Genomic DNA, 20459 nt, shown 5'->3' with positions numbered 1-20459 from the left:
GACCCAGCCGGAGCTCGCCGGCGAGCCGCGGCCTCTGGCCGGCGTCGCTTCGTGCCGTGGCAGGACCGACCTACCCGCGTCGATCTGGCGCTGCTGGGAGCGATCGTCGGGGTGGTTGCGTTCGGGCTGGCGCTGCGACCGGTCAAGCCGTTCCTGCTCGCGTCGCATCCGGTGGCCCTGGCGTTCCTGACCGGCGACCTCGTGCCGATCGGCGCCGCGGCGGCCTTCGCCCGGACCGGAGAAACTCCGCTGTGGCCTGTCGTCCTTGCCGGCGCGATCGGCATGGTGAAGTTCGACTGGCTCACCTGGTGGACGGGACGGCAATGGGGCGAAGGCATCATCAAGATGTTCACCACCAGTCAGCGGGTGCTGCGCTTCGCCGGCCGGGCCACCGAGCTCGCCCCCTGGATTCTCCGGGTCGCCGTCCTCCTCGCCGTCCTTCCGGGCGTTCCCACCGCGGTGGTGTACGCGATGGCCGGCTGGGCCCGGATGCGACTGGGCGTCTTCCTCCTGCTGGACCTCGCCGGGGCCTTGATCATGACCGGCCTGATCGCGGGACTCGGCTACTGGAGTGGTCAGCGGGCCGTGAACGTCGTCCTGCTCGTCGACAAGTACGCGTCCGTCGTCAGCCTGTCGATGATCGGAATAGCCCTGGTCATTCCGCTGATCAAGCGCTGGATCCGGCCAACTGGAGCCGGACGCTGATCTGGTCCACCCAGATCGGAAGTCTCGTCGCTCATCACGACAACCCCGCGGCAAGCGGTTACCGTAGCGGTCAGGTGAACGGCACCCAGGACAGCGAGACGGAGGGCCTCGTGACTTTGTTCGGGCCGCAGCGGCAGGAGCGGTTGATGGATGAGTTGCGGCGGCATGGGTCGGTCCGAGTGCGGGAGTTCGCCGCGCTGCTCGGCGTCAGCGAACTCACGGTCCGCCGGGACATCGCGGCCCTCGCGTCCCAGAATCTGCTCACCAAGGTGCACGGCGGCGCGACGTTACCCACCGACCTGGGCCCGGCCACGCACGTCCGCCGTCGCGGCACCGGCCCGCCGCGGTTCACCATCGGGATGGTCGTCCCGTCACTGGACTACTACTGGCCGGCGATCGTGAGCGGCGCCCGCTCGGCGGCCGCTGCGCAGGACGTCCAGATCCAGCTGCGCGGGTCGACGTACGACTGGGCCGAGGACCAGCGCCAGATCACCCGGCTGATCGAGGCGCAGCAGGTGCAGGGTCTGCTGCTCGCGCCCAACCTGGACGGCGACGACGTCCCGGAGATGATCCAGTGGATCGGCGACCTGCCGGTCCCGGTGATCCTGATCGAGCGGCAACCACCGCGCTGGACGCCGACGAGGAACCAGTTGGAATGGGTACGCAGCGACCACGCGCTCGGTCTCGAGATCGCCGTACGGCACCTGCACCAGCACGGTCATCTCAGCATCGGTCTGGTGCTGTCCAAGGGCAGCCCGACCTCGACCCATCTCGAACGCGGCTGGGAACAGGTCTGCGCGGACCTCGGCATCTCCCCCGACCTGATCGCGCGCGAATCGATCCGGATGGAGCAGCCCGGCTACCGCGAGACGATCGCCCGACTGCTCGAACGCTGCCGCGCGACCGGTACGACGGCACTCGTCGTCCATTCCGATCCGGACGCGATGTCGATCGCCCAGTACTGCGCCGAACGCGGGATCGCGATCCCGGAGGATCTCGCGATCGTGGCGTACGACGACGAGGTCGCGCGGCTGGCCGAGCCGGCCTTGACCGCGATCCGGCCACCGAAACCGATGGTCGGCCGGACCGCGGTCGAGCTGATGGTGGCCCGGCTGGTCGAGGGCCGGCGGCGTCCGTCGCAGCGGATCCTGATCACACCGGAACTGATGATCCGCGACTCATCAATCCCCCTCGCCGCCAGAGTCCAGCCGTAGGTGGTCCACCTGGCCGTCCGACCACTCGACCCGGATCGTGCGGTCCTCGTCGGAGACGACCGGCTCCGGCTCGGGCGAACCGCCGAGTGTGACGACGGCCAGGTACACCTCACCGGACTCCGGATGCCTTCTGGCACAGGGAATCGCGGTGTGATTGCCCACCGGACTCGCATCGGTCAGGCGACGTACGTCGTACTCGAAATCGGTGCCGGTGGCAACGGATGAGACGAGCCCGTGCGCAGCGGCCGTCGATCTGAAGCTCTCGATGGTGTCGGCCGGCGAGTCGACGTCGGACAATGGCCAGCCACTGAACTCCAACATCCACGACGGATCGATCTCACCCTCGACCACCACCGCCCGCACCTCGTGACTGCCATGCAGCACCGAGCCCACGACCAGCCGCGGACCCTCGATGACACTGCCGCCACGACCGGACCCGTGTTCGACGCCTTTGTCCTCATCAGTCCGCACCCAGTGCGCCGAGGCCACCGAGACGCCGGCGCGCACCGTGGTGAAGCCGTTGCGGTGGCTCGGCCCGAACTCCGGATGCACGATCGCGACACTGTTCTCGATCGCTTCCGACCACGCGGTCTGATCGAGCGGCGGCATGGTGTGGGTCGAGTACCCGAGTCGCGCGTACAGCGGCGAGTCGGCCCGCTGGTTGCCCGGCACCGAGTGATCCGTGCCGTGGTTGACGATCCGGACGACGCCGTCGGCCTTGGTTCCGCTGACGATCCAGCCCGGCTCGGGCACGTCCAGCGTGAAGTCCCCGGTCTCCACCGGCAGCGGCTCCTCCGTCGCGGTCCACACCGCGTGATCGGCCGGCAGCATCAGGCCGAGCATGCCTTTCACCGCCCAGTACGGCGATCCCGGGCCGGAGTAGGACTGCGCGATCCGCGGCCATTCGCCGTACCAGCCCAGGTTCAGCAGACCGCGGTCGTCGGGCACGTCGTGGTCGAGGAAGTGCGCGAGCATGCCGGACGCGGCGCGCCGGAGCAGGCCCGGCGGTACGTCGGTGGCATCGGTGAGAGCGCCCATCCACAGTGGCGCGGCGGCGGCGAACCGGTAGGTGAGGCTGCGGCCCTGGATCAGCGGCGAGCCGTTGCCGCCGACCAGGTGGACAGCGGTCCGGACGTACTGCGAGAGCCGTTCGCGCCAGGTGATCACCAGCTTGGGATCGGCCAGTTCCGGGTCCATGGTCGCCCAGAGCAACGGGTAGACGTGCAGCGCCCAGCCGTTGTAGTGGTCGAAGGCGCGCTCGGGTCCGTCGGCGTACCAGCCGTGGTCGCGGTAGAGCGACTCGTGCACGGCCAGCCCGCTCTCGAGGTCGGCCGACGACCACGGACCGCCGACCGACTTGAGGAAGGTCTCGACGACGATCTGGAACCACACCCAGTTGATCGGCGGATACTCCTCGCCCACCACCGTCGCCAGCCACGCGACGATCCGCTCGCGATCCTGGTCGTCGAGACGATCCCAGAGCCAGGGCCGGCAGAGGTGCAGGCCGAGGGCGATCGAGCAGGCTTCGACCTTCGCCTGGCCGAGCTGGTCGGGGCGCGGCCAGGCGCGCGGGGAGGCAGGATCGGTGCCGGCGCGGAGGCCGTCGGCGTACCACTCGGCCAGGCCGTGCGGGTCGTGGCCGTGGTCACCGTGCAACCGGATCCCGGCCAGCAGGAAGGAGCGTGCGAACGCCTCCAGCGAGTCGCTGTCCGGACCGTACGCGCTCGGCTGACCAGGCAGGTCGATCCGGGCATGATCCGGCGACGCCGACGGGCGCAGCGACAGCAACAGCCCATCAGCGGTCGCTGCCCAGGTCTCCCGATTCATGCCGGTGTACGGCGCGTCAGTCACGGTCGCTCTCCTCTGCGGACGGTCAGGCGGAAAGAGGTGCCGGTGCAGTCGATGACCAGCCGATGCACGGTCGGGCCCCAGACACCTTCCAGCAGCGCGTCGTCGACAGCTCGTTCCTCCAGCCGACCGGTACCCGCGCCCCAACGGAGGTGCGCACGGCCACCCGACAGGGTCTCGACCACGACCTCGCGCGGTCCTTGGCTGACCGGCCTACCGGCGATGATGAAGTGCTGGGTGACCGAGCCTTCCCACTCGTCCGCGATCGTGATCGCGCCGTTCTCGAGCGTCGCCACCCGCCGATAGCGCGGTGCGTCGGGATACGCCTGCGACAGCTCTAGAGCCAGCGAGTTCTCCTGGACGACGACGTCGGTCGCTCTGTACTGCGCGCCGTGCTCCTGCTCGCGGCCGTTGATCAGCGGGACGTTGTGCCAGGCGCTCTGGACCACCCACTGTTCGTAGCGGCGGTCGGAGAAGGAGAGTGCGGTGTACGTCGGCTGGCCGAGGTCAACGAGCACCGGGGTGGAGTCGACCGCCGCGATGAACGAGCCGACGTCGTTGTGATTGTGGTTCTCGTCGTTGTGCCCGCCCTTGATCGCAAGGGCCAGGTGCTCATCGCGTACGACGAACAACTGGACGTCCGGCAACCAGGTCGATTTCGGCAGTGGCAGGTCGGCCTTGGCCGAGTTCCACCAGTCGTCGTCGGTCAGGCCCAGCACCGCGCGTCCGAGTCCGGCCGCCGGGGCGATCGGCAGGTCCCGATGGGCGGCGGCTTGGGCCATCACCTCGGGGTCGTGACGGCGGCCCCAGCGGTGCAGGACGTGCCACGGCTGGTTCGGATCCGGACGGGCGGAGCCGTCTGCGACGTTCACGTACCAGCCATCGCCGAGCGCGACCCGCTGCGGATAACGTGCCAGCTCGGCGAGCGGCGTACAGAACCAGGGCGCGAAGGCGCCGTCGGTGACGCGGTCGAGTACGTCGAGTGCCACGGCCAGCCTGGCCGGGCCGTTCCACCAGTACGCGTAGCCCTCGTCGCAGCCGCCGTCGGCGGGCAGGGCGTCGAGGTAGCGACTGAGGCCGTCGACCACGAGGTCGGTGACTTCCAACTGAACCTGCGGGTCGTCCTCGAGGAACAGCGCAACAGCGAGCACGTGGCCGTGGATCCACGGGTTCCAGTTGTGCAGGTGGCCGTCGAGCCCGAGCCAGTGCCAGCGTCGATCGGTACGGAACGGCTGAATGACCCGCTGCCTGACTTCCCGCCGCATCCGCCGCCGCAACCCCGGCACCCGCTCGTCGAGCGCGGGCCCGAGCACCAGGTCCGCCCAGGCGAGGATCTCCGCCGTCTCCGCCGCACCGAGATCCACGTACGGCTCGTCGGGATCGCCGGCCACCTCGCCCCGAGCGGTCGCGAACGACTCGTGCGCCGCCCAGCACCACGTGGTCTGCTCGCACAACACCATCAGTCCGTCGGCCGCCTCATCGACGTACGCCTGATCAGCCGTCAAGGCGGCCGCGAGCACAGCAGTCGAGGTACGACGCCGGACCTCACCGGCCGGGTTCTCGTACGCCGTGCGTACGCCGTCCCGCCAGTACCGCGCATAGTCGGACAGCAACGTCCGCGGCCACGGCTGCGCACGATCCGCCTCGGCATCGGCCAGGATCGCCCGAACCGCTCCCGGATCGCGACTCCCCCAGACCTCCCGCCGGGTCAGATCCGGCACCCCCACCCGGCCTCGCGCCGCCTTGATCGCCTGCTCGCGCCCACGGACGCCGACCGCAGCCCACCGCTCCCTCAGCCTCACTCCACCCACCATATGGGCAAACGTTTCCCGATCCACTTGGCAACCTCGGCCTGAGACGCTTCCTGGTTGTTGCCTCTAGCAACTGACTCGTGCTGATCCAGGGATCCGGCTGATCCCCCGCGACGAGCAGAGCAAGGTCGTCGGGTTGATCAAGCCATGACCGTACGCAGCGAACTCGAGCAGCAACTCGTGCTCAGCCGGGCCGCCGAGAGTGCTCGGCGGGGCGATCTCGACCAAGCCGCCGCTGTGCTGGACGGGCTCGACGAGGCGGGGCCGGAGGTGCTCGACCTGCTTGCCCGGATCGCGCCTCAGCAGAAGTGATGGGTTGACGCCGACACTTACTGGTCGCGAGTGCAGGAGACCAGGCCGGATGATCCAGCGGCAGCGGCTGGGCGCGAGACAGTGGCGGCGATTCTCGCGAGTCGTCGCCGGGCTAGGCCGGTGCTGCCCCTCGTCGGAGCCGCGGCCGGCGTGGTGGCGGTCGCCGTACTGACTGTCTTCACGGTTCAGCTCCGTTCCGTACGGCGGCACAGAAGCGGACCGTCAGCCTCGTCCTGACCCCGCGCCGGCAGCGAACTGGTGTTGTGACCGAGCGGTAATGCCATGATGTCCGCCATGGAGCTGAAGCTGTCGGCGTCGTACGACGCCACACCCGAGGAAGTGTTCGCGATCGTCACGGACGCCACCTTCCGCGAGCAGGCGTGCCAGAAGACCAAAGCACTGTCGTACTCCGTGGAGGTGACCGAGTCCGGCGGAGACACCATCGTCAAGGTCCAGCGCGAGATGCCGTCGGACGACGTACCGGATATCGCGCGCAAGTTCGTCGGCCAGACGCTGACCGTCGTCCAGACCGAGACCTGGCACCCGGCCAAGGCGGACGGGTCCCGCGAGGCCGACGTCCGCGGCGAGATCAGCAACACCCCGGTCACCCTGAAGGGCAACGCCGAGATCACCGCCAGCGGGTCGGGCACGGTCCAGGCGATCGAGCTCGACGTGAAGGTCGCGGTCCCGCTGATCGGCAAGAAGATCGAGCCGTTCGTGGTCGACGCGATCCGCTCCGGTCTGCAGAAGGAACACGAACTCGGCCGGGATTGGACCCACTGAGTGTCGCTACGCTGACCGGCTGACCTCCGGTGGCAGTCTGAAATGAACAGTTTGCCCCGGAGGTGAGCCAGTCGTGCGAAAGAAGGGCCGGCGGGCCGATCAGGCCGGCGAGGATTCGCAGTACTGCGTCTTCTGCGCCACCGTGATGCCGTTCGAACGGATCGAGGCCGCCGATCACCTGATCGACGAGCCGGACGAGTGGATCTGCGTCCAGTGCGGCTCCGCACTCCTCGTCGATCCGCCCCTGCAGCAGCTCAACCGCACCGCCTGACCTCTCCTACAGGGGCGGTCCGAAGCCGCAGATCACTCGCTTCGCGTGCGCGGGGTCGAGCGCGTTGGCGACCAACTGCGCGACGGTCGGGTCGAAGGCCAGACCGACGTGACCGACCGGATCGAGCGGGCAGACGTCCTGGACGAACTTGTTGGTGACAGCCGGCTCGCGGATGAACGACGTCTCGTGCGGCGTCACCAGCGCATCGAAGCGAGACGCGATCACCGTGTAGTTGACTCCTGGCTGCGCGATCGGACCGGTCGTCAACTGCTCCACGGCCGAGCCGCCGACGATCAGCTCGTCACAGGCGGGGCAGCCGAACTCCCGTAGTACCTGATCCACCAACGGCCGCAGGCCCAGATAGTCACCCACGCTCACCAGCCCGCCGAACGTCGTGCCGTGGGTCGGCGGTGCCAGCGCGACCACCTTGCCCACCTGACCGGCGTACCCGCGGATCTTCGGGCCGTAGATGCTCTGGAAGCCGCCCTCGGAGTGCCCGACGATGTCCACCTTCGCCGCGCCGGTCGCCTGCCGGACCTGCTGCACGAACGCCGCGATCTCGGCCGACGACTGGGTGATCGAGACGGTGCCGCCGACCGGGATCGCCGGTGACGCCTGGCCGTAGGTGAGGGTGAAGGCGCAGTACCCCTTCGAGGCGAGGAACGGGCCGAGGTAGGAGTAGTTGCCCGGGCCGTTGCCGCCCAGGCCGTGCAGGAGGACGAGCGGATTGGGGTGCGCGGCCGACGGCTTGCACGACCAGTTGTCGAAGCCGGAGGACTGGGCCGCGGTCGCGGTGGTCGCGGTCGCGGTGGTCGCGGCGGTGGTGGTGAGCAGTACGGCGGCGAGCAGGGCGACAGCGGCCCGGCGGATCAGGTTTGGCATGACGGCTCCCCGTGACTGTATCGTGCGAGTGACGAGCGGATCACCGACAGTGGAGCATGAAGCCGGGTTATGAACAAGAGCTCGTGTTCAGAACCAGATCACTTGGTTACAGCTCCGCCACCCGGGGTAACGTGCAGCGCATGGGACGGACCATCCGAGGGCTCGACGCCGAACAACGCCGGGCCGAGCGCCGCGAGCAGTTGCTCGACGCCTCGCTCAAACTCTTCGCCGCGAACGGGTACATCAACACGTCGATCGAGCAGATCTGCAGTACGGCGTATATCGGCACGAAGAGTTTCTACGAGGTCTTCACCAACCGCGAGGACTGCTACGTCGCGCTGCTGCAGCGGACCTCGGAACGCCTGCAGGACCAGGTCGCGGGGATGGCCTCGCAGGCCGTCGGGAACGAGCGCGAGGTGGCGCCGAAGCTGATCCAGGTGTTCGCGCACGCTCTGCTCGACGATCCACGGGTCGCGAAGGTCACCTTCGGGATGGCGGGCGGCATCTCACCGCTGGTCGAGCGTCAGCGCCGGACCAACCGCCGCTGGGCGGCCGGATTCCTCGAGCAGTTGTGGGATCGGTACGACGGACCGCCCGCCGGACCGGATGCGGCGGACCAGCGGGCAGTGCGGCACAGCGTGGCCATCGGCCTCGTCGGCGGCCTCTTCGACCTCATCTCGGACTGGTTCCTGGACGCGAATCCGACCAAACCGGACCAGATCGAGACCCTGATCGACGACATGACGACGTACTACATCGTCGTCCGCCGGGGTCTGACCACTTAGTCGAAGACGAGGGTCCTGAGGGCTACGTGGCCTTCTTCGTCGATGACGTAGTGGGCGTGGCCCTCGTGGTCGACGGCGACGCCTTCGACGCGGCGGATGTCGCCGAAGTGGTGCACGACCTTGGCGCTGACGACACCGCCGGCGGTGTCCGACGGGAGCTCGAAGCGGACGTGTTCCGACGCCGCGAGGGCGCCTTCCGGGTGATCCGCGAGGACCGTGGCCGACTTGCCGGACGCATCGAGGTCACCGATGACCGCGTCGAACCGGTCGCCGCCTCGGGTGTCCAGGCCGCGCAGCCCGGCCGGCGCCTCGACACCACCGACGTCGCCGAGCACCCAGACGTTGCCACACCGCGGTACGGCGTTCGGGTCGCCGAACAGCTCCGACACGTTCTCGAGCTCGACCAGCAGCGGATGCCCGTCGGCGGTCACCGGGTACCGGATGCCGAGCAGCAAGTTGCCGTTCGCGCGGAACTCGGCGGCCTCGATGTTGACCGGATGGTCCGTCGGCAGGACGGTTCCGGCCCAGCGCTTGGCCTTCTGCTCGCCGACGGCGATGGTGGCATCGACGTACGCCTGCTGCAACAGCGTGCCCATGGGCAGCAGTTCGACGTCGGCCAGGGCGTCGTTGATCGCCCGGTGCAGGCCGAAGCGCAGCCGCACGACCTCGAGCGTCGCCCGGCCACCGCTCTCGAGAGCGTCCGCGATCGACTGCTCGCTCACGCGGGCGATCCAGGACCGCTTGGCCGCGAGCGGACCGGCCTTCTTCCCGAACTGCGAACCGACGAGGTAGACGTAGCCGTGCCGGGACGCGCAGGCCTCGGCGTCCTCGGTCTTGCCTGCGTCCAGGCCGGCGTCCGCGAACACGCGCATCGCCGACCACTCGTCGTCGAGGAGCGCACCGGCGGTGTGGACGAGCAGCGCCAGCGCGTCCTCGGCGGTCGCCTCGTCGAGCACCGTGACGAACGCCCGGTCCCAGCCGTGACGGCTCAGGACTTCCGGCCCGAACACGCGGCACAGGTCGGAGGCTTCGTTGGGCTCGAGGTGCAGATCGGTCTCATGCATACCCGGGAAACGACACAACCGGTCCGATCTACTCCCGATCCCGCCGATTCCCGGGTAAACCCCGACGACCCCTGACTATCCGGTCAGCCCTGGTGCGGGTAGCGGTAGCTCGTCGGCGACCCCCACCACCAGCTGTTCCTTTCCGTCAGCCCTGGTGCGGGTAGCGGTAGTCGGTCGGCGGGGCGAAGGTCTCCTTCATCGACCGGGGGCTGGCCCAGCGGATCAGGTTCCACATCGAGCCGGCCTTGTCGTTGGTACCGGACGCCCGCGCGCCGCCGAACGGCTGCTGTCCGACCACCGCACCAGTCGGCTTGTCGTTGACGTAGAAGTTGCCGGCCGCGAACCGCAGGTGGTCGGCCGCCGCGGCGACCGCGTGCCGATCCTGGGCGATGATCGCACCGGTCAGGCCGTACGGCGCCGCGCTCTCCATCTGCCGCATCACGGTGTCGTAGTCGGCGTCGTCGTACACGTGCACGCCGAGGATCGGGCCGAAGTACTCGGTGGTGAAGATCTCGTCGGTCGGGTCGTCGGAGACCACCAGCGTCGGCCGGACGAAGTACCCCTCGCTGTCGTCATAGGTGCCACCGGCAACGACCTCGAGCGCGTCGGTCTGCCGGGCCCGGTCCAGCGCCGCCTTGTGCTTGGCGAACGCACGGTCATCGATCACCGCGCCGATGAAGTTCGACAGGTCGGTGACATCACCCATGGTCAGCGACTCGGTCTCGGCGACCAGATCGTCACGCATCCGCTCCCACACCGAACGGGCGACGTACGCACGGCTGGCCGCGGAGCACTTCTGGCCCTGGTACTCGAACGCGCCGCGCACCATCGCGGTCTTCAGCACGGACGGGTCCGCAGACGGGTGCGCGAGGATGAAGTCCTTGCCGCCGGTCTCACCGACCAGCCGCGGGTAGGTCTTGTACGACGCGATGTTCGCGCCGACCGTCGACCACAGCGACTGGAACGTCTTGGTGGATCCGGTGAAGTGGATACCGGCCAGATCCGGGTGAGTGAGCGCGGACTTGCTCACCTCGATGCCGTCGCCGGTGACCAGGTTGATCACACCGGCCGGCAGGCCCGCGGCCTCGAACAGCCGCATCGTCCAGTGCGCCGCGAACTGCTGCGTCGGCGACGGCTTCCAGACCACCGTGTTGCCCATCAGCGCCGGCGCGGTCGGCAGGTTGCCGGCGATCGCGGTGAAGTTGAACGGCGTGATCGCGTAGACGAAGCCTTCCAGCGGCCGGTAGTCGACCCGGTTCCAGACACCCGGGGACGAGATCGGCTGGTCGCTGACGATCTGCCGCGCGAACGCCACGTTGAACCGGAGGAAGTCGATCAGCTCACAGGCGGCGTCGATCTCGGCCTGCTGGATCGTCTTCGACTGGCCGAGCATGGTGGCCGCGTTCAGGGTGTCGCGCCACGGGCCGGCGAGCAGGTCGGCCGCCTTCAGGAAGATGGCCGCGCGGTCGTCGAAGGACAGCGAACGCCAAGACGGAGCCGCGGCCAGCGCCGCGTCCACGGCGGCCTTGCCGTCAGCCTCGGTCGCGTTGCCGAGCGTGCCCAGCACATGCGCGTGCTTGTGCGGCTGGACCACCTGGATCGGGGCGCCGCCGCCGAGCCGCTGCTCACCGCCGATGGTGCAGGTCAGGTCGATCGCACCCGCCGCGGTGAACTCCTTGAGCTTCGCCTCCAGGCTCGCCCGCTCCGACGATCCGGGTGCGTATCCCTTGACGGGTTCGTTGGCAGGAGTGGGTACGGCGGTGACGGCATCCATGGTGCGGTGCTCCTCGATCGGGTTGTGGACCGTGCGGGTGTACGCCGGTGCGGGTGGGCGGCGCGCTCCCATGCTGCCACGCCGAACCGGCCCGGATCGAACCGGAGATCGAACCGGGTGACGCACCGGACCACGCAGCCGACTGGTCCGGTCAGACAGCGACCACCCCGCGGCGCACCATTTGTAGCATACGTTTCACTCGAACAGGTTCCGCAGTGGCCATTCCAGCTGCCAGGACGAGCAGGTCGACCGGGTCGACATCGGCCCTAAGCGCACCGGCCTCCTGCGCCCGCTCGACCAGCCCGCCGACCGTCGCGACCATCGCCGCATGCCACTCCTCGTGCAGCTCCGACCGCCGCGTCGACGGCTCCAGACTCCGGGCGAGATCACCCTTCTCCGCGACATGCCGCACGAACGCGGCCAGCCACTCGAAGAGCTGGTCCACCTCGACCGTGTTGTCCAGACCAGCCGCGTGCAGGCCCGCGGCACGCAGCGCCTGCACCTCTTCCGCGTACACGGCGACGAGCAGGTCGTCCCGCGTCGGGAAGTGCCGGTACAGCGTCGCGTTGCCGATCCGGGCCCGTCGCGCGATCTCGTCGAGGGGCGCCTGCGTGCCGAACTCGGCGAACACCTCCCGCGCAGCCTCGATCAACTGCTCACGGTTCCGCCGGGCATCAGCACGCAACTTAACTGGGGACATCCCTGCTTACCCTACCTGCACGCTCGGGTCGGTAGGTTCACGGGCATGGGTGGTGTGGGGCATTTTGTGAGTGCCGAGGCGCAGGCGGCGTACTTGCGGCTGTACGACGTGACGCTGATGGGCATCCCGGGACAACGCGAGTCCGTCGACGTGAGTACGACGTACGGACGGGTGCGGGTGTATCAGTACGGGCCGGACGACGGGGTCCCGATCGTGTTGCTGCACGGGCGGGCCGGGACGACGGTGATGTGGGAGCAGAACATCCCGGGGCTCGCCGCGAAGCATCCCGTGTACGCGATCGACGTACTCGGGGAGCCTGGGCGCAGCGTGCAGACCGTGCCGATCCGGTCATCCAGAGAGCAGTCGGTGTGGTTGGACGAGACGCTGGCCGAGCTCGGGGTGGAGAAGGCGCATGTCGTTGGGGTCTCCGGCGGTGCCTGGCTCGCGTTCAACCTGGCTCTGCATGCACCTGAGCGGATCGCTTCGCTCGCCCTGGTCGAGCCAGCGAATGTCTTCGCGCGGTTCGACTGGCGCTTCCTCCTCGGCGGCTTCTCGCTGGTGCCGGGTCTGCCGGACGGTGTCAGCGCCCGGTATCTGCAGTGGGTCGCCGGACGCGTGCCGATCGAGCAGCCGGCCGGGCGCCTGGTGATGGCGGGGTTGCGCGACTACCGGATGAAGCTGCCGATGCCGTCGTACGGGACCGATGACGCACTGCGCAGCATCCACGTGCGGACGCTGGCGCTGCTCGGTGGGCGCAGCGTCGTCCACGATCCGCTCAACGCGGCACGGCGGGCGCAGACGTTCCTGCCCGACAACCAGACCGAACTCTGGCCGGAAGCCGGGCACGGCCTGCCCACCGAGTACCCCGAGCAGTTCAACACGCGGTTGCTCGAGTTCCTCGCCGAGCAGCTTTAGGGCCGCCAGGGCATGTGCTGCAGCGCCCAGGTGTTGCCGTCCGGGTCCTTGAACCAGGCGTAGAACACGCCGCCGAGGTCCTCGGTCTCGCCGACGTCGACACCGCGGCCGATCAGCTCCTGCCGAGCGGCCTCGATGTCCTTCACGACCAGGTGCAGAGCACGCAGCGAGCCCGGCTCCATGTCCGTCATGGGCAGTCCCTGGAGCAGGCTGATCGAGCAGAACGAACCGGGCGGCGTCAGCTGCACCACGCGAACGCCGTCCGCCGGCGAGACGTCCACGTCGACATGGAACCCGCACTGCTCGGAATAGAACCGCTTCGCCCGGTCGATATCCGTCACCGGCACCGGGATCAGCTCGAGCAGGAAGTCACCTGGCTTCACCAGCGGCGCGGTCGGATCCGCCGGAATCTCCGACGCATCCTTCGGGACCTCGGTCTGGGTCGGTGGCCGCTCGTTCATGCCGACTTCTTCGTGGTCTTCTTGGCGGTCTTCTTCGCCGCGGTCTTCTTGGCGGCCGCCTTCTTCGCCGGCGCAGCCTTCTTGGCGGGAGCCTTCGCCGCCGCCTTCTTCGCCGGAGCCGCGTCACCGCCGCCGGACCGGCGTGCCTTGGCAGCTTCGACCGAGGCCCGCAGCGCGGCGACCAGGTCGACGACCTCGGCGCCCTCCGTCTCTTCCTCCTCGGTCTCGGGCAGCGGTATGCCGGCCGCCTTCGCCTCGACCACCTGCTCGAGCGCCTGCCGGTACTCGTCGTGGTATTGATCCGGGTCGAACTCACCGCGCAGGGTGTCGATGTATGACGCCGCCATCGCCTTCTCCTGCGACCGGATCTCCACGTCCTCGGCCGGCGCCGCGAACGACGCGTCGCGGACCTCGTCCGGCCACAGCATCACCTGCATCACCAGGATGTCGCCGAACGTCCGGAGCAGCCCGAGGCTCTCCCGGGACCGCAGCGCGACCTTCACCAGCGCGTACAACTCGGAGCCGTCGAGGGCGTCCCGCAGCAGCACGTACGGCTTGGCGCCAGGTCCGCCGTCGGCCTGCAGGTAGTAGGACTTGCCCAGGTACAGCGGGTCCACCTGGTCCGCGGGCACGAACTCCAGGACGTCGATGACCTTCTTGCTGGACAGCGGGAGGTCGGCGAAGTCCTCCGGCTCCAGCACGATCATCCGGCCGTCGGCCATCTCGTAGCCCTTGCCGATATCGGAGTACGGCACCTCCTCGCCGCACTCGGAGCAGACCCGCTTGTACCGGATCCGGCCTCCGTCGGCGACGTGCACCTGGCGGAACGAGATGTCCTTCTCCTCGGTCGCCGAGAACACCTTGATGGGGATCGTCACCATCCCGAACGAGATGGCACCCTTCCAGATCGCCTGCATCGCCAATCAGCTCCCTGTGTCAGCTCGGTCCGCTCAAGCCGTTCAGCCCGCCCCGGGGTCCTTCCGCGGCCAGCAGATCGGGGACCTCCTGGGTCGCGTACCACATCAGATCTTCACCCTCGCACGAATCCAGGGCGAAGAGGGCGTCGTCATCGCCATTCTGGGCCGCGTCCCAGAGGTCGGCGGCCTTCGCGAGCACCGGCATCGCCACGGCCGCGTCCATGTGCACCGCGGCGACCTTGGACCACGGCACCACCACGTTCAGCTCCAGCCGGGCGTCACCCAGCTCGACGGTGCCGTCCGCCGGCGGGACCGCGCCCACCTCGCAGGCGACGACCACGCGTCTGCGTGCCGTCTCCGGGTCGGCCGCGAGCAGTCCGACCGACGCCCGGGCCGCCTGCGCCATCGCGGCGTACTCGAGCTCCTCGTCGTCGCCCTCGGCGTACCACTCCCGCAGCGCCGGTGTCACCGCGTACGCCGTCAGCGGCGGCGGACCGAACTCGCCGGCGTGACAGGCCTCGTCGAGCCGCCGCAGCGTGGATGGGATGTAGACCCTCATGAGCCCGCCTTCTTCGTCGTACCGCGGGGTTTCTTCCGGCCCCGGGAGGCCCGGTTCCGGCTGCCCCTGGTGGTCTCGAGCAACTCGTCCAGCGCATCCGTCACACATTGGGCGAAAACAGCCAGGTCGGGCATCGCGGTGCGATCCGCGTTCAGCCCGAAGGACACCTTCCCGTCGTACGACGTGACGCCGACCGACAACCCCTGTCCCGGCATCAGCGGCACCACCGGGTACGACGCCAGCATCGGCGCACCCTGGGCGTACAGCGGGAACTGCGGACCGGGCACGTTCGTGATCACCACGTCGTCGATCGGCCGGACCGTCGCGGTCGCGACCCGGGCGGCCAGCGCGTGCAGCGTGGTCGGCGCGAACCCGGCGATGCCGACCAGCGAGCGGGCACTGACCGCGCGACCGGTGTCCTTGTGCACTTTGGTCTGGTACGAGATCTGGTGCAGCCGCATGACCGGCGAGTTCTCCCCCACCGGGAGCGTCACGGTCGAGGCGATCACACTGGAACCGAGCGAGGTCGGCTCCTCCTCGTCGTCGTCGCGGATGCTGACCGGGACCACCGCCCGCACGCTCCGGGTCGGCCCGACACCCTCACCGCGCGTCATCATCCAGGCCCGGAACGCACCCGCGACCACGGCCAGGACCACGTCGTTCACGGTGCCGCCGTGCATCGCCCGGACGGTCCGGTAGTCCTCCAGATCGGTCTGCACCGTGGTGAACCGGCGCTGACCGGACGTCTTCACGTGCAGTGAGCTCTCCTGCGCGTGCCGCTGCGCGGCCAGTGAGCCGACCACGCCACCGAGCACCTCGCGGACCGAGGTGGAACCGGTCAGGCTGGCCATCTCGGCCCGGGCCAGCTCCAGCACGGCGGTCGGGTGGCGGGCGGCGTCCATGAACACGCCGGCGAGCAGCTCCAACGCGGACGGCGGGTGGTCCGGCTGCCAGGTGTCGGTCGGGGTGTCCCGCGGGTGCGCGGTCGCGTCCAGCACGACCTGGCCGATGTCGACCGTACTGTTGCCGTCGACAAGGGCCTGGTGGGACTTGGAGATGATCGCGAACCGGTCGCCCTGCAGGCCCTCGACCAGGTACATCTCCCACAGCGGCCGGGCCCGGTCGAGCCGCCGGGACATGATCCGGGCGACCAGCTCCAGCAGCTGGGCGTGCGTCCCCGGCCGGGGCAGCGCCGAGCGTCGTACGTGGAAGGTGATGTCGAACTCTTCGTCGTCCACCCAGACCGGGCCGGCGAACCGGCCGGGCACCTGCTGGACCCGCTGCCGGTACCGCGGCACGAAGGCGATCCGGTCCCGGATCAGGGCGACCAGGCTCTCGTAGTCGAACCCGTCGTCACCGTGCACCGGCGGCTCGAAGATGTCGACCGTCCCGACGTGCATCGGGGTGGCCGGCGACTCGGCCTTGAGGAAGGTGAGGTCCAGCGACGTCAGCCGGTCCGGCATCGGATCACCTTCCTCTCAGTCGATCAGCTTGTCTCGTCACCCTAGCGGCCCGCGCCGACAGTGGGCTGCGACACTGGCTGTACGGGAACACTGAGCCATCGGTGTTCGTCCTGCAAGAGGGTGTGTCCCACGCCCCGAGACCTGAATCAGACCCCTTGAAAGGCCCCTCGACCCATGCGTTCGACGCTCACTCGCGGCACCGCCACCGCTCTTCTCCCCGCCCTGGCCATGCTGGTCCTGGCCGGCTGCGGGAACGAATCCGACGGCGGCGCGAGTCCGAGCAGCCCGTCCTCGACGCCGGCTCAGCCGACCGCCACTCCGACCGACCTGCCGACGATGACGCCGACCCCGGGCAAGCCGAACACCAGCAGCCCGTCGAACACCGCCGACCCGTCCGGTGAGCAGGCCGACGTGACCGTCAGCGTCACCGTTGCCAACGGCAAGGTCAACCCGAGCGGCGCGACCATCAAGGTGAAGGCCGGCCAGACCGTCCTGGTGACCGCGGTCAGCGACGCGGCCGACGAGGTGCACATCCACGGGTACGACAAGGAACTGCCGCTGACCCCGGGCAAGCCCGCGTCGGTCAAGTTCACCGCGAACATGAAGGGCACCTTCGAGATCGAGACGCACGAGAGCGGCAAACTGGTCGCCAAGCTCGTCGTCTCGTGAGCACAGTACCTATGCCACGCCTCCGGCGTGGCGGGCTCCCTCCGCTCCTCGGTCCGGGCCGGGAGGCCCCGTGACCGGGCTCCTGCTCCCGCTGCACGGGATCGGTGGCCGGCAGGACCTGCCGATCCCGTTCGGGCTGGCCGTCGGCGGTGCCGCGGTCGCGATCGGGCTGTCGTTCGTCATCCTCGGCCTAGCCTGGCGGAATCCGAAGTACCGCGGCAACGCGTCCGGAAAGCCGTTGCCGGCCGCAATCACCCGGACGGTCGACGCGAGCTGGTTCCGCTGGATCGTCCGGCTGGTCGGGCTGGCGACGTTCCTCTACGCGATGGTCTCGCTGCTGTTCGGCGTGGACCGGCTGACCAACCCGATCTTCGGCTTCATCTACATCCTGGTCTGGGTCGGTCTGGTGCCGATCTCGCTCGTGTTCGGCCCGGTCTGGCGGACGCTGAACCCGCTGCGGACCATCCACCTGCTGCTCTGCAAGGCGCTCCGGCAGCCCTCGTCGAAGGGCCTGCTGGAGCTTCCTTCCTGGCTCGGCCTCTGGCCCGCGGCGCTGGGCATCTTCGCCTTCACCTGGCTCGAGCTCGTCGCCCCGGACCGGGCCACCATCCCGGTCCTGCAGGCCTGGATCGCGCTGTACGTCGTCATCATGCTCTTCGGCGCGATCCTGTTCGGCGACCGCTGGTTCTCGACCGGCGACCCGTTCGAGGTCTACGCCTGCCTGATGGCACGGCTGTCACCGTGGGGCCGTCGTACTGATGGTGCCCTGGTCGTCCGCCGGCCGCTGGAGAACCTCGACGGTCTGAAGGCGCAGCCGGGTCTCGTCGGCATGGTGTCCGCGCTGCTCGGCTCCACGGCGTACGACGGCTTCTCGAACTCGTCGGCCTGGATCGGCTGGGCGCAGAACACCGACTACTCGATGACATTGCTCGGCACGTGTGCGCTGATCGCGTTCATCCTGTTCGTGCTGGTGACGTACTCGGGTGCCACACTGCTGGCCGGCCGGCTGTCGCACAGTTCACGTCGGGCGCTCCCCGGGCTGTTCGCCCATTCCGTCATACCGATCGTCCTCGGGTACGTCGTCGCGCACTACCTGACCCTGTTCATTCTCGAGGGGCAGCGGACACTCATCTACCTGAGTGACCCGCTCAGCAACGGGGCCAACGTCTTCGGCACCGGGCTGCTCGCGGTGAACACCGGCATCACGAACCACAGCGGGACGATCGCGGTCATCCAGGTGCTGGCCGTGGTCTGTGGTCACCTGCTGGGTGTCATCTCGGCTCACGACCGTGCTGTCGCGCTCTTCCCGCGGCAGAAGGCTCTGGTGGGTCAGGTGCCGCTGCTGGTCGTCATGGTCGGCTACACCACGGGCGGCCTGCTCCTACTGTTCTCTTCGTGATGTACACGGTTGCAGAGCGGGAGAGCCTGCGGGACGCGCTGGTGTCGGCTGCCCGGGCAGACTCGCGTGTCGCGGGTGCTGCGCTGACTGGGTCGGCTGCAGTGGGTGCTGAGGACGAGTGGTCCGACATCGACCTGGCGCTCGGTCTGACGCCGGGTGCTTCCCAGGACGCCGTACTGGCTGACTGGACCGCTTCCATGTACTCGCAGTACGGCGCTGTGCATCACACCGATGTGTGGTCGCGCGGGACTGTGTACCGGGTGTTCCTGCTGGCTTCTACGCTGCAGGTGGACATTGCCTTTGCGCCGGCGGCTGAGTTCGGCGCACTGGGTCCTACCTTCCGGCTGATCTTCGGCGAGGCAGTTGAGCAGCCGGCTTGGGGTGCTGCTTCAGCGGTCGACCTGGTCGGCATGGGGTGGCTGTATGCGTTGCATGCGCGGTCCACCATCGCCCGGGGCAAGGTGTGGCAGGCCGAGTACATGATCAGCGGGGTGCGTGATCACGTGCTGATGCTGGCCTGCTTGCGGCACGGTGTCCCGCATTCCCAAGGTCGCGGTCTCCACCTGTTGCCCTCCGCCACCACTGCACCTGTTGAGGCGACTCTGGTGCGGTCGTTGGAGGTCTCCGAGCTACAACGTGCGTTCCGCGCCAGTGTCGACGTACTGCTGGCTGAGATCGCGCACGTCGACGCTGAGCTGGCCGTCAGGCTTGATCGGCCATTGCGGGCGCTGGTTTAGGCAGACTGCGGCTGGTGACCGCCAGGATGATGAAGGCGATCATGCCGAGGATCAGATGCGAGTTGCCGGGGATGGACTGCCAGAAGGTCCAGTCCAGCTCGCGGTCGTCGCGGAAGGGCACCCACCAGATCGAGCGCAGTACGAACAGGCCGTAGAAGAGCACGCCGGTCACCACCGCCGGGTTGAGGCCCCACACGCGGTTGACCGCGCGGATCAGGCTCACACCGAGCGGGATGATCCACACCCAGTGGTGGCTCCACGTCACCGGTGACGCGTACAGAACGGCCAGTGCCATCACGGAGATCGCGGTGACCCGCTCGTCCGCCAGCCAGTACCGCCGGGCCATCCACAGCACCAGCAGGCCGAACACGGCCGAGAGCACGAACCACGTCGGCTGCACCCAGCTCGCCTCGTTGCCGAGCCGGTGCAGGAAGCCGTTGAACGACTGGTTGCCGGTGTAGGCGAGCCCGCCGACCCGGTTGGCGTCGAGGATGACCTCGGTCCAGTACCGCCAGGACTGGTTCGGCACGATCACGAACCCGACCGCCATCGTCGTCAGCAGACCCAGCATGGCGTTGCGCAGCGCCCGCCACTGCTTGGTGACCACGAGCAGCGCCAGGAACGGCAGCGGGGTCAGCTTCACGCCGATCGTCACACCGAGCCAGAAACCGCGCAGCCGCGCGTTCTGCGGCCGGACCAGATCCAGCAGGATCATTGCCGTCAGCAACAGGTTGATCTGGCCGAACTGGATCGTCTGCCAGACCGGCTCGAGCAGCAACGACAGCGCGGTGAGGGCGACCAGCAGGACCGTGCGCTTGCGCTGGGAGAAGTACGACCAAGCGGTCTCCGGCAGGCTGGTCCGCCACAGCGCCGCGATGCACAGCACCGAGATCGTGGTCCAGACGACCAGCGCGACACCCCACGGTACGGCGGCCAGCGGCACCATCGCGATCGCCGCGAACGGCGGATAGGTGAACGGCAGACCCGATCCCGGCAGCTTGGCGTCGTACAGCGAACCGCCGTCGAGCAGCACCGAGCCGCCCATCCGGTACACGCGCAGGTCGATCATGCCGCTGAACAGGCCGTAGGCCCACGCGCCGAGCGCGACCAGCGCGGCGCAGGCGACGATCCCGATGAGGAGCCGGCGGGGGGCGATGGGGCGGGAGGCAGGGGAGGTGGTGGTCATCACG

Annotated in this window: 21 protein-coding genes; 10 read left to right on the top strand and 11 right to left on the bottom strand. The window is 68.8% G+C overall.

All coding sequences use genetic code 11. The features are described 5' to 3' along the window. The first annotated feature begins 51 nt into the window (after positions 1-51). Entirely contained in the window at positions 52-705 is a 654-nt protein-coding gene (locus ACGFIF_RS14485; protein WP_393154729.1) for a DedA family protein, read from the top strand. 110 nt (positions 706-815) lie between these two features. Next, a complete protein-coding gene (locus ACGFIF_RS14480) occupies positions 816-1919 on the top strand; it encodes a substrate-binding domain-containing protein (RefSeq protein WP_393154728.1) in 1104 nt (367 codons plus the stop codon). On the opposite strand, the gene ACGFIF_RS14475 is transcribed toward ACGFIF_RS14480, so the two are convergent. Both ACGFIF_RS14475 and ACGFIF_RS14470 read right to left on the bottom strand, forming a co-directional pair. Continuing rightward, on the bottom strand, positions 1887-3770 hold the full coding sequence (locus ACGFIF_RS14475; protein ID WP_393154727.1) for a DUF2264 domain-containing protein: 1884 nt from the start codon (positions 3768-3770) through the stop codon (positions 1887-1889). The genes ACGFIF_RS14480 and ACGFIF_RS14475 overlap by 33 nt on opposite strands. Next, positions 3767-5569 (bottom strand): heparinase II/III family protein, encoded by a 1803-nt coding sequence (locus ACGFIF_RS14470; RefSeq protein WP_393154726.1) that lies wholly within the window; start codon positions 5567-5569, stop codon positions 3767-3769. Before ACGFIF_RS14470 ends, ACGFIF_RS14475 begins: the two co-directional genes overlap by 4 nt. Positions 5570-5725: 156 nt before the next feature. Here ACGFIF_RS14470 and ACGFIF_RS14465 point away from each other — a divergent pair, with 156 nt between their 5' ends. The 3 genes from ACGFIF_RS14465 to ACGFIF_RS14455 all read left to right on the top strand — a co-directional run bounded on the left by ACGFIF_RS14465 (position 5726) and on the right by ACGFIF_RS14455 (position 6944). Further along, positions 5726-5890, top strand: coding sequence for a hypothetical protein (locus tag ACGFIF_RS14465; protein ID WP_393154725.1), 165 nt, complete (start codon positions 5726-5728; stop codon positions 5888-5890). A gap of 294 nt (positions 5891-6184) precedes the next feature. Then, entirely contained in the window at positions 6185-6673 is a 489-nt protein-coding gene (locus tag ACGFIF_RS14460) for a DUF2505 domain-containing protein (protein WP_393154724.1), read from the top strand. 73 nt (positions 6674-6746) lie between these two features. Beyond that, on the top strand, positions 6747-6944 hold the full coding sequence (locus ACGFIF_RS14455) for a hypothetical protein (protein WP_393154723.1): 198 nt from the start codon (positions 6747-6749) through the stop codon (positions 6942-6944). Between the two features lie 6 nt (positions 6945-6950). Here ACGFIF_RS14455 and ACGFIF_RS14450 read toward each other — a convergent pair whose 3' ends face one another. Continuing rightward, positions 6951-7826: an esterase/lipase family protein gene (locus tag ACGFIF_RS14450; protein ID WP_393154722.1), complete on the bottom strand. Its 876-nt coding sequence runs from the start codon at positions 7824-7826 to the stop codon at positions 6951-6953. Between the two features lie 140 nt (positions 7827-7966). Between ACGFIF_RS14450 and ACGFIF_RS14445 the strand changes: the two genes are divergently transcribed. Then, positions 7967-8611, top strand: a complete 645-nt coding sequence (locus ACGFIF_RS14445; RefSeq protein ID WP_393154721.1) for a TetR/AcrR family transcriptional regulator — start codon at positions 7967-7969, stop codon at positions 8609-8611. Here ACGFIF_RS14445 and ACGFIF_RS14440 read toward each other — a convergent pair. From ACGFIF_RS14440 to ACGFIF_RS14430, 3 genes are all read right to left on the bottom strand, one after another. Further along, positions 8608-9675, bottom strand: coding sequence for a hypothetical protein (locus tag ACGFIF_RS14440; RefSeq protein ID WP_393154720.1), 1068 nt, complete (start codon positions 9673-9675; stop codon positions 8608-8610). The two genes, ACGFIF_RS14445 and ACGFIF_RS14440, sit on opposite strands and share 4 nt — an antisense overlap. Before the next feature lie 145 nt (positions 9676-9820). Then, positions 9821-11521, bottom strand: coding sequence for an L-glutamate gamma-semialdehyde dehydrogenase (gene pruA, locus ACGFIF_RS14435; protein WP_393154719.1), 1701 nt, complete (start codon positions 11519-11521; stop codon positions 9821-9823). Between the two features lie 79 nt (positions 11522-11600). Then, complete coding sequence (locus ACGFIF_RS14430) at positions 11601-12149, bottom strand: TetR/AcrR family transcriptional regulator (RefSeq protein WP_393154718.1); 549 nt, start codon at positions 12147-12149, stop codon at positions 11601-11603. A gap of 45 nt (positions 12150-12194) precedes the next feature. Between ACGFIF_RS14430 and ACGFIF_RS14425 the strand changes: the two genes are divergently transcribed. After that, positions 12195-13064: an alpha/beta fold hydrolase gene (locus tag ACGFIF_RS14425; protein WP_393154717.1), complete on the top strand. Its 870-nt coding sequence runs from the start codon at positions 12195-12197 to the stop codon at positions 13062-13064. Here ACGFIF_RS14425 and ACGFIF_RS14420 read toward each other — a convergent pair. Genes ACGFIF_RS14420 through ACGFIF_RS14405 form a run of 4 tightly spaced genes read right to left on the bottom strand, consistent with a single transcriptional unit; the run spans position 13061 to position 16464 of the window. Further along, a complete protein-coding gene (locus tag ACGFIF_RS14420) occupies positions 13061-13525 on the bottom strand; it encodes a VOC family protein (protein ID WP_393154716.1) in 465 nt (154 codons plus the stop codon). The genes ACGFIF_RS14425 and ACGFIF_RS14420 overlap by 4 nt on opposite strands. Then, positions 13522-14442, bottom strand: coding sequence for a Ku protein (locus ACGFIF_RS14415; protein WP_393154715.1), 921 nt, complete (start codon positions 14440-14442; stop codon positions 13522-13524). The genes ACGFIF_RS14420 and ACGFIF_RS14415 overlap by 4 nt, the downstream gene beginning before the upstream one ends. 19 nt (positions 14443-14461) lie before the next feature. Beyond that, a complete protein-coding gene (locus ACGFIF_RS14410) occupies positions 14462-15001 on the bottom strand; it encodes a DUF6912 family protein (RefSeq protein ID WP_393154714.1) in 540 nt (179 codons plus the stop codon). Then, positions 14998-16464: a wax ester/triacylglycerol synthase family O-acyltransferase gene (locus tag ACGFIF_RS14405; protein WP_393154713.1), complete on the bottom strand. Its 1467-nt coding sequence runs from the start codon at positions 16462-16464 to the stop codon at positions 14998-15000. The genes ACGFIF_RS14410 and ACGFIF_RS14405 overlap by 4 nt, the downstream gene beginning before the upstream one ends. 174 nt (positions 16465-16638) lie before the next feature. Here ACGFIF_RS14405 and ACGFIF_RS14400 point away from each other — a divergent pair, with 174 nt between their 5' ends. From ACGFIF_RS14400 to ACGFIF_RS14390, 3 genes are all read left to right on the top strand, one after another. Beyond that, positions 16639-17133, top strand: a complete 495-nt coding sequence (locus tag ACGFIF_RS14400; RefSeq protein ID WP_393154712.1) for a cupredoxin domain-containing protein — start codon at positions 16639-16641, stop codon at positions 17131-17133. 70 nt (positions 17134-17203) lie between these two features. Next, a complete protein-coding gene (locus ACGFIF_RS14395) occupies positions 17204-18532 on the top strand; it encodes a hypothetical protein (RefSeq protein WP_393154711.1) in 1329 nt (442 codons plus the stop codon). Next, complete coding sequence (locus tag ACGFIF_RS14390) at positions 18532-19269, top strand: nucleotidyltransferase domain-containing protein (RefSeq protein WP_393154710.1); 738 nt, start codon at positions 18532-18534, stop codon at positions 19267-19269. Before ACGFIF_RS14395 ends, ACGFIF_RS14390 begins: the two co-directional genes overlap by 1 nt. Here the strand turns inward: ACGFIF_RS14390 and ACGFIF_RS14385 are convergent. Further along, positions 19235-20455: a glycosyltransferase 87 family protein gene (locus tag ACGFIF_RS14385; RefSeq protein WP_393154709.1), complete on the bottom strand. Its 1221-nt coding sequence runs from the start codon at positions 20453-20455 to the stop codon at positions 19235-19237. The genes ACGFIF_RS14390 and ACGFIF_RS14385 overlap by 35 nt on opposite strands. Positions 20456-20459 lie beyond the last annotated feature (4 nt).

This window comes from Kribbella sp. NPDC049174 (assembly GCF_043197365.1).
Taxonomy (GTDB): domain Bacteria; phylum Actinomycetota; class Actinomycetes; order Propionibacteriales; family Kribbellaceae; genus Kribbella.
The sequence above is the reverse complement of the archived record's forward strand: the minus strand, read 5'-3'. Positions and strand labels throughout refer to the sequence as shown.

What these genes read in the sequence shown, in the direction of transcription:
- ACGFIF_RS14465 (WP_393154725.1), top strand. Translation starts at nt 5,726, where the DNA reads ATGACCGTACGCAGCGAACTCGAGCAGCAACTCGTGCTCAGCCGGGCC.
- ACGFIF_RS14460 (WP_393154724.1), top strand. Translation starts at nt 6,185, where the DNA reads ATGGAGCTGAAGCTGTCGGCGTCGTACGACGCCACACCCGAGGAAGTG.
- ACGFIF_RS14450 (WP_393154722.1), bottom strand. Translation starts at nt 7,826, where the DNA reads ATGCCAAACCTGATCCGCCGGGCCGCTGTCGCCCTGCTCGCCGCCGTA.
- ACGFIF_RS14445 (WP_393154721.1), top strand. Translation starts at nt 7,967, where the DNA reads ATGGGACGGACCATCCGAGGGCTCGACGCCGAACAACGCCGGGCCGAG.
- ACGFIF_RS14440 (WP_393154720.1), bottom strand. Translation starts at nt 9,675, where the DNA reads ATGCATGAGACCGATCTGCACCTCGAGCCCAACGAAGCCTCCGACCTG.
- pruA (WP_393154719.1), bottom strand. Translation starts at nt 11,521, where the DNA reads ATGGGAGCGCGCCGCCCACCCGCACCGGCGTACACCCGCACGGTCCAC.
- ACGFIF_RS14430 (WP_393154718.1), bottom strand. Translation starts at nt 12,149, where the DNA reads ATGTCCCCAGTTAAGTTGCGTGCTGATGCCCGGCGGAACCGTGAGCAG.
- ACGFIF_RS14425 (WP_393154717.1), top strand. Translation starts at nt 12,195, where the DNA reads ATGGGTGGTGTGGGGCATTTTGTGAGTGCCGAGGCGCAGGCGGCGTAC.
- ACGFIF_RS14420 (WP_393154716.1), bottom strand. Translation starts at nt 13,525, where the DNA reads ATGAACGAGCGGCCACCGACCCAGACCGAGGTCCCGAAGGATGCGTCG.
- ACGFIF_RS14415 (WP_393154715.1), bottom strand. Translation starts at nt 14,442, where the DNA reads ATGCAGGCGATCTGGAAGGGTGCCATCTCGTTCGGGATGGTGACGATC.
- ACGFIF_RS14410 (WP_393154714.1), bottom strand. Translation starts at nt 15,001, where the DNA reads ATGAGGGTCTACATCCCATCCACGCTGCGGCGGCTCGACGAGGCCTGT.
- ACGFIF_RS14405 (WP_393154713.1), bottom strand. Translation starts at nt 16,464, where the DNA reads ATGCCGGACCGGCTGACGTCGCTGGACCTCACCTTCCTCAAGGCCGAG.
- ACGFIF_RS14400 (WP_393154712.1), top strand. Translation starts at nt 16,639, where the DNA reads ATGCGTTCGACGCTCACTCGCGGCACCGCCACCGCTCTTCTCCCCGCC.
- ACGFIF_RS14390 (WP_393154710.1), top strand. Translation starts at nt 18,532, where the DNA reads ATGTACACGGTTGCAGAGCGGGAGAGCCTGCGGGACGCGCTGGTGTCG.
- ACGFIF_RS14385 (WP_393154709.1), bottom strand. Translation starts at nt 20,455, where the DNA reads ATGACCACCACCTCCCCTGCCTCCCGCCCCATCGCCCCCCGCCGGCTC.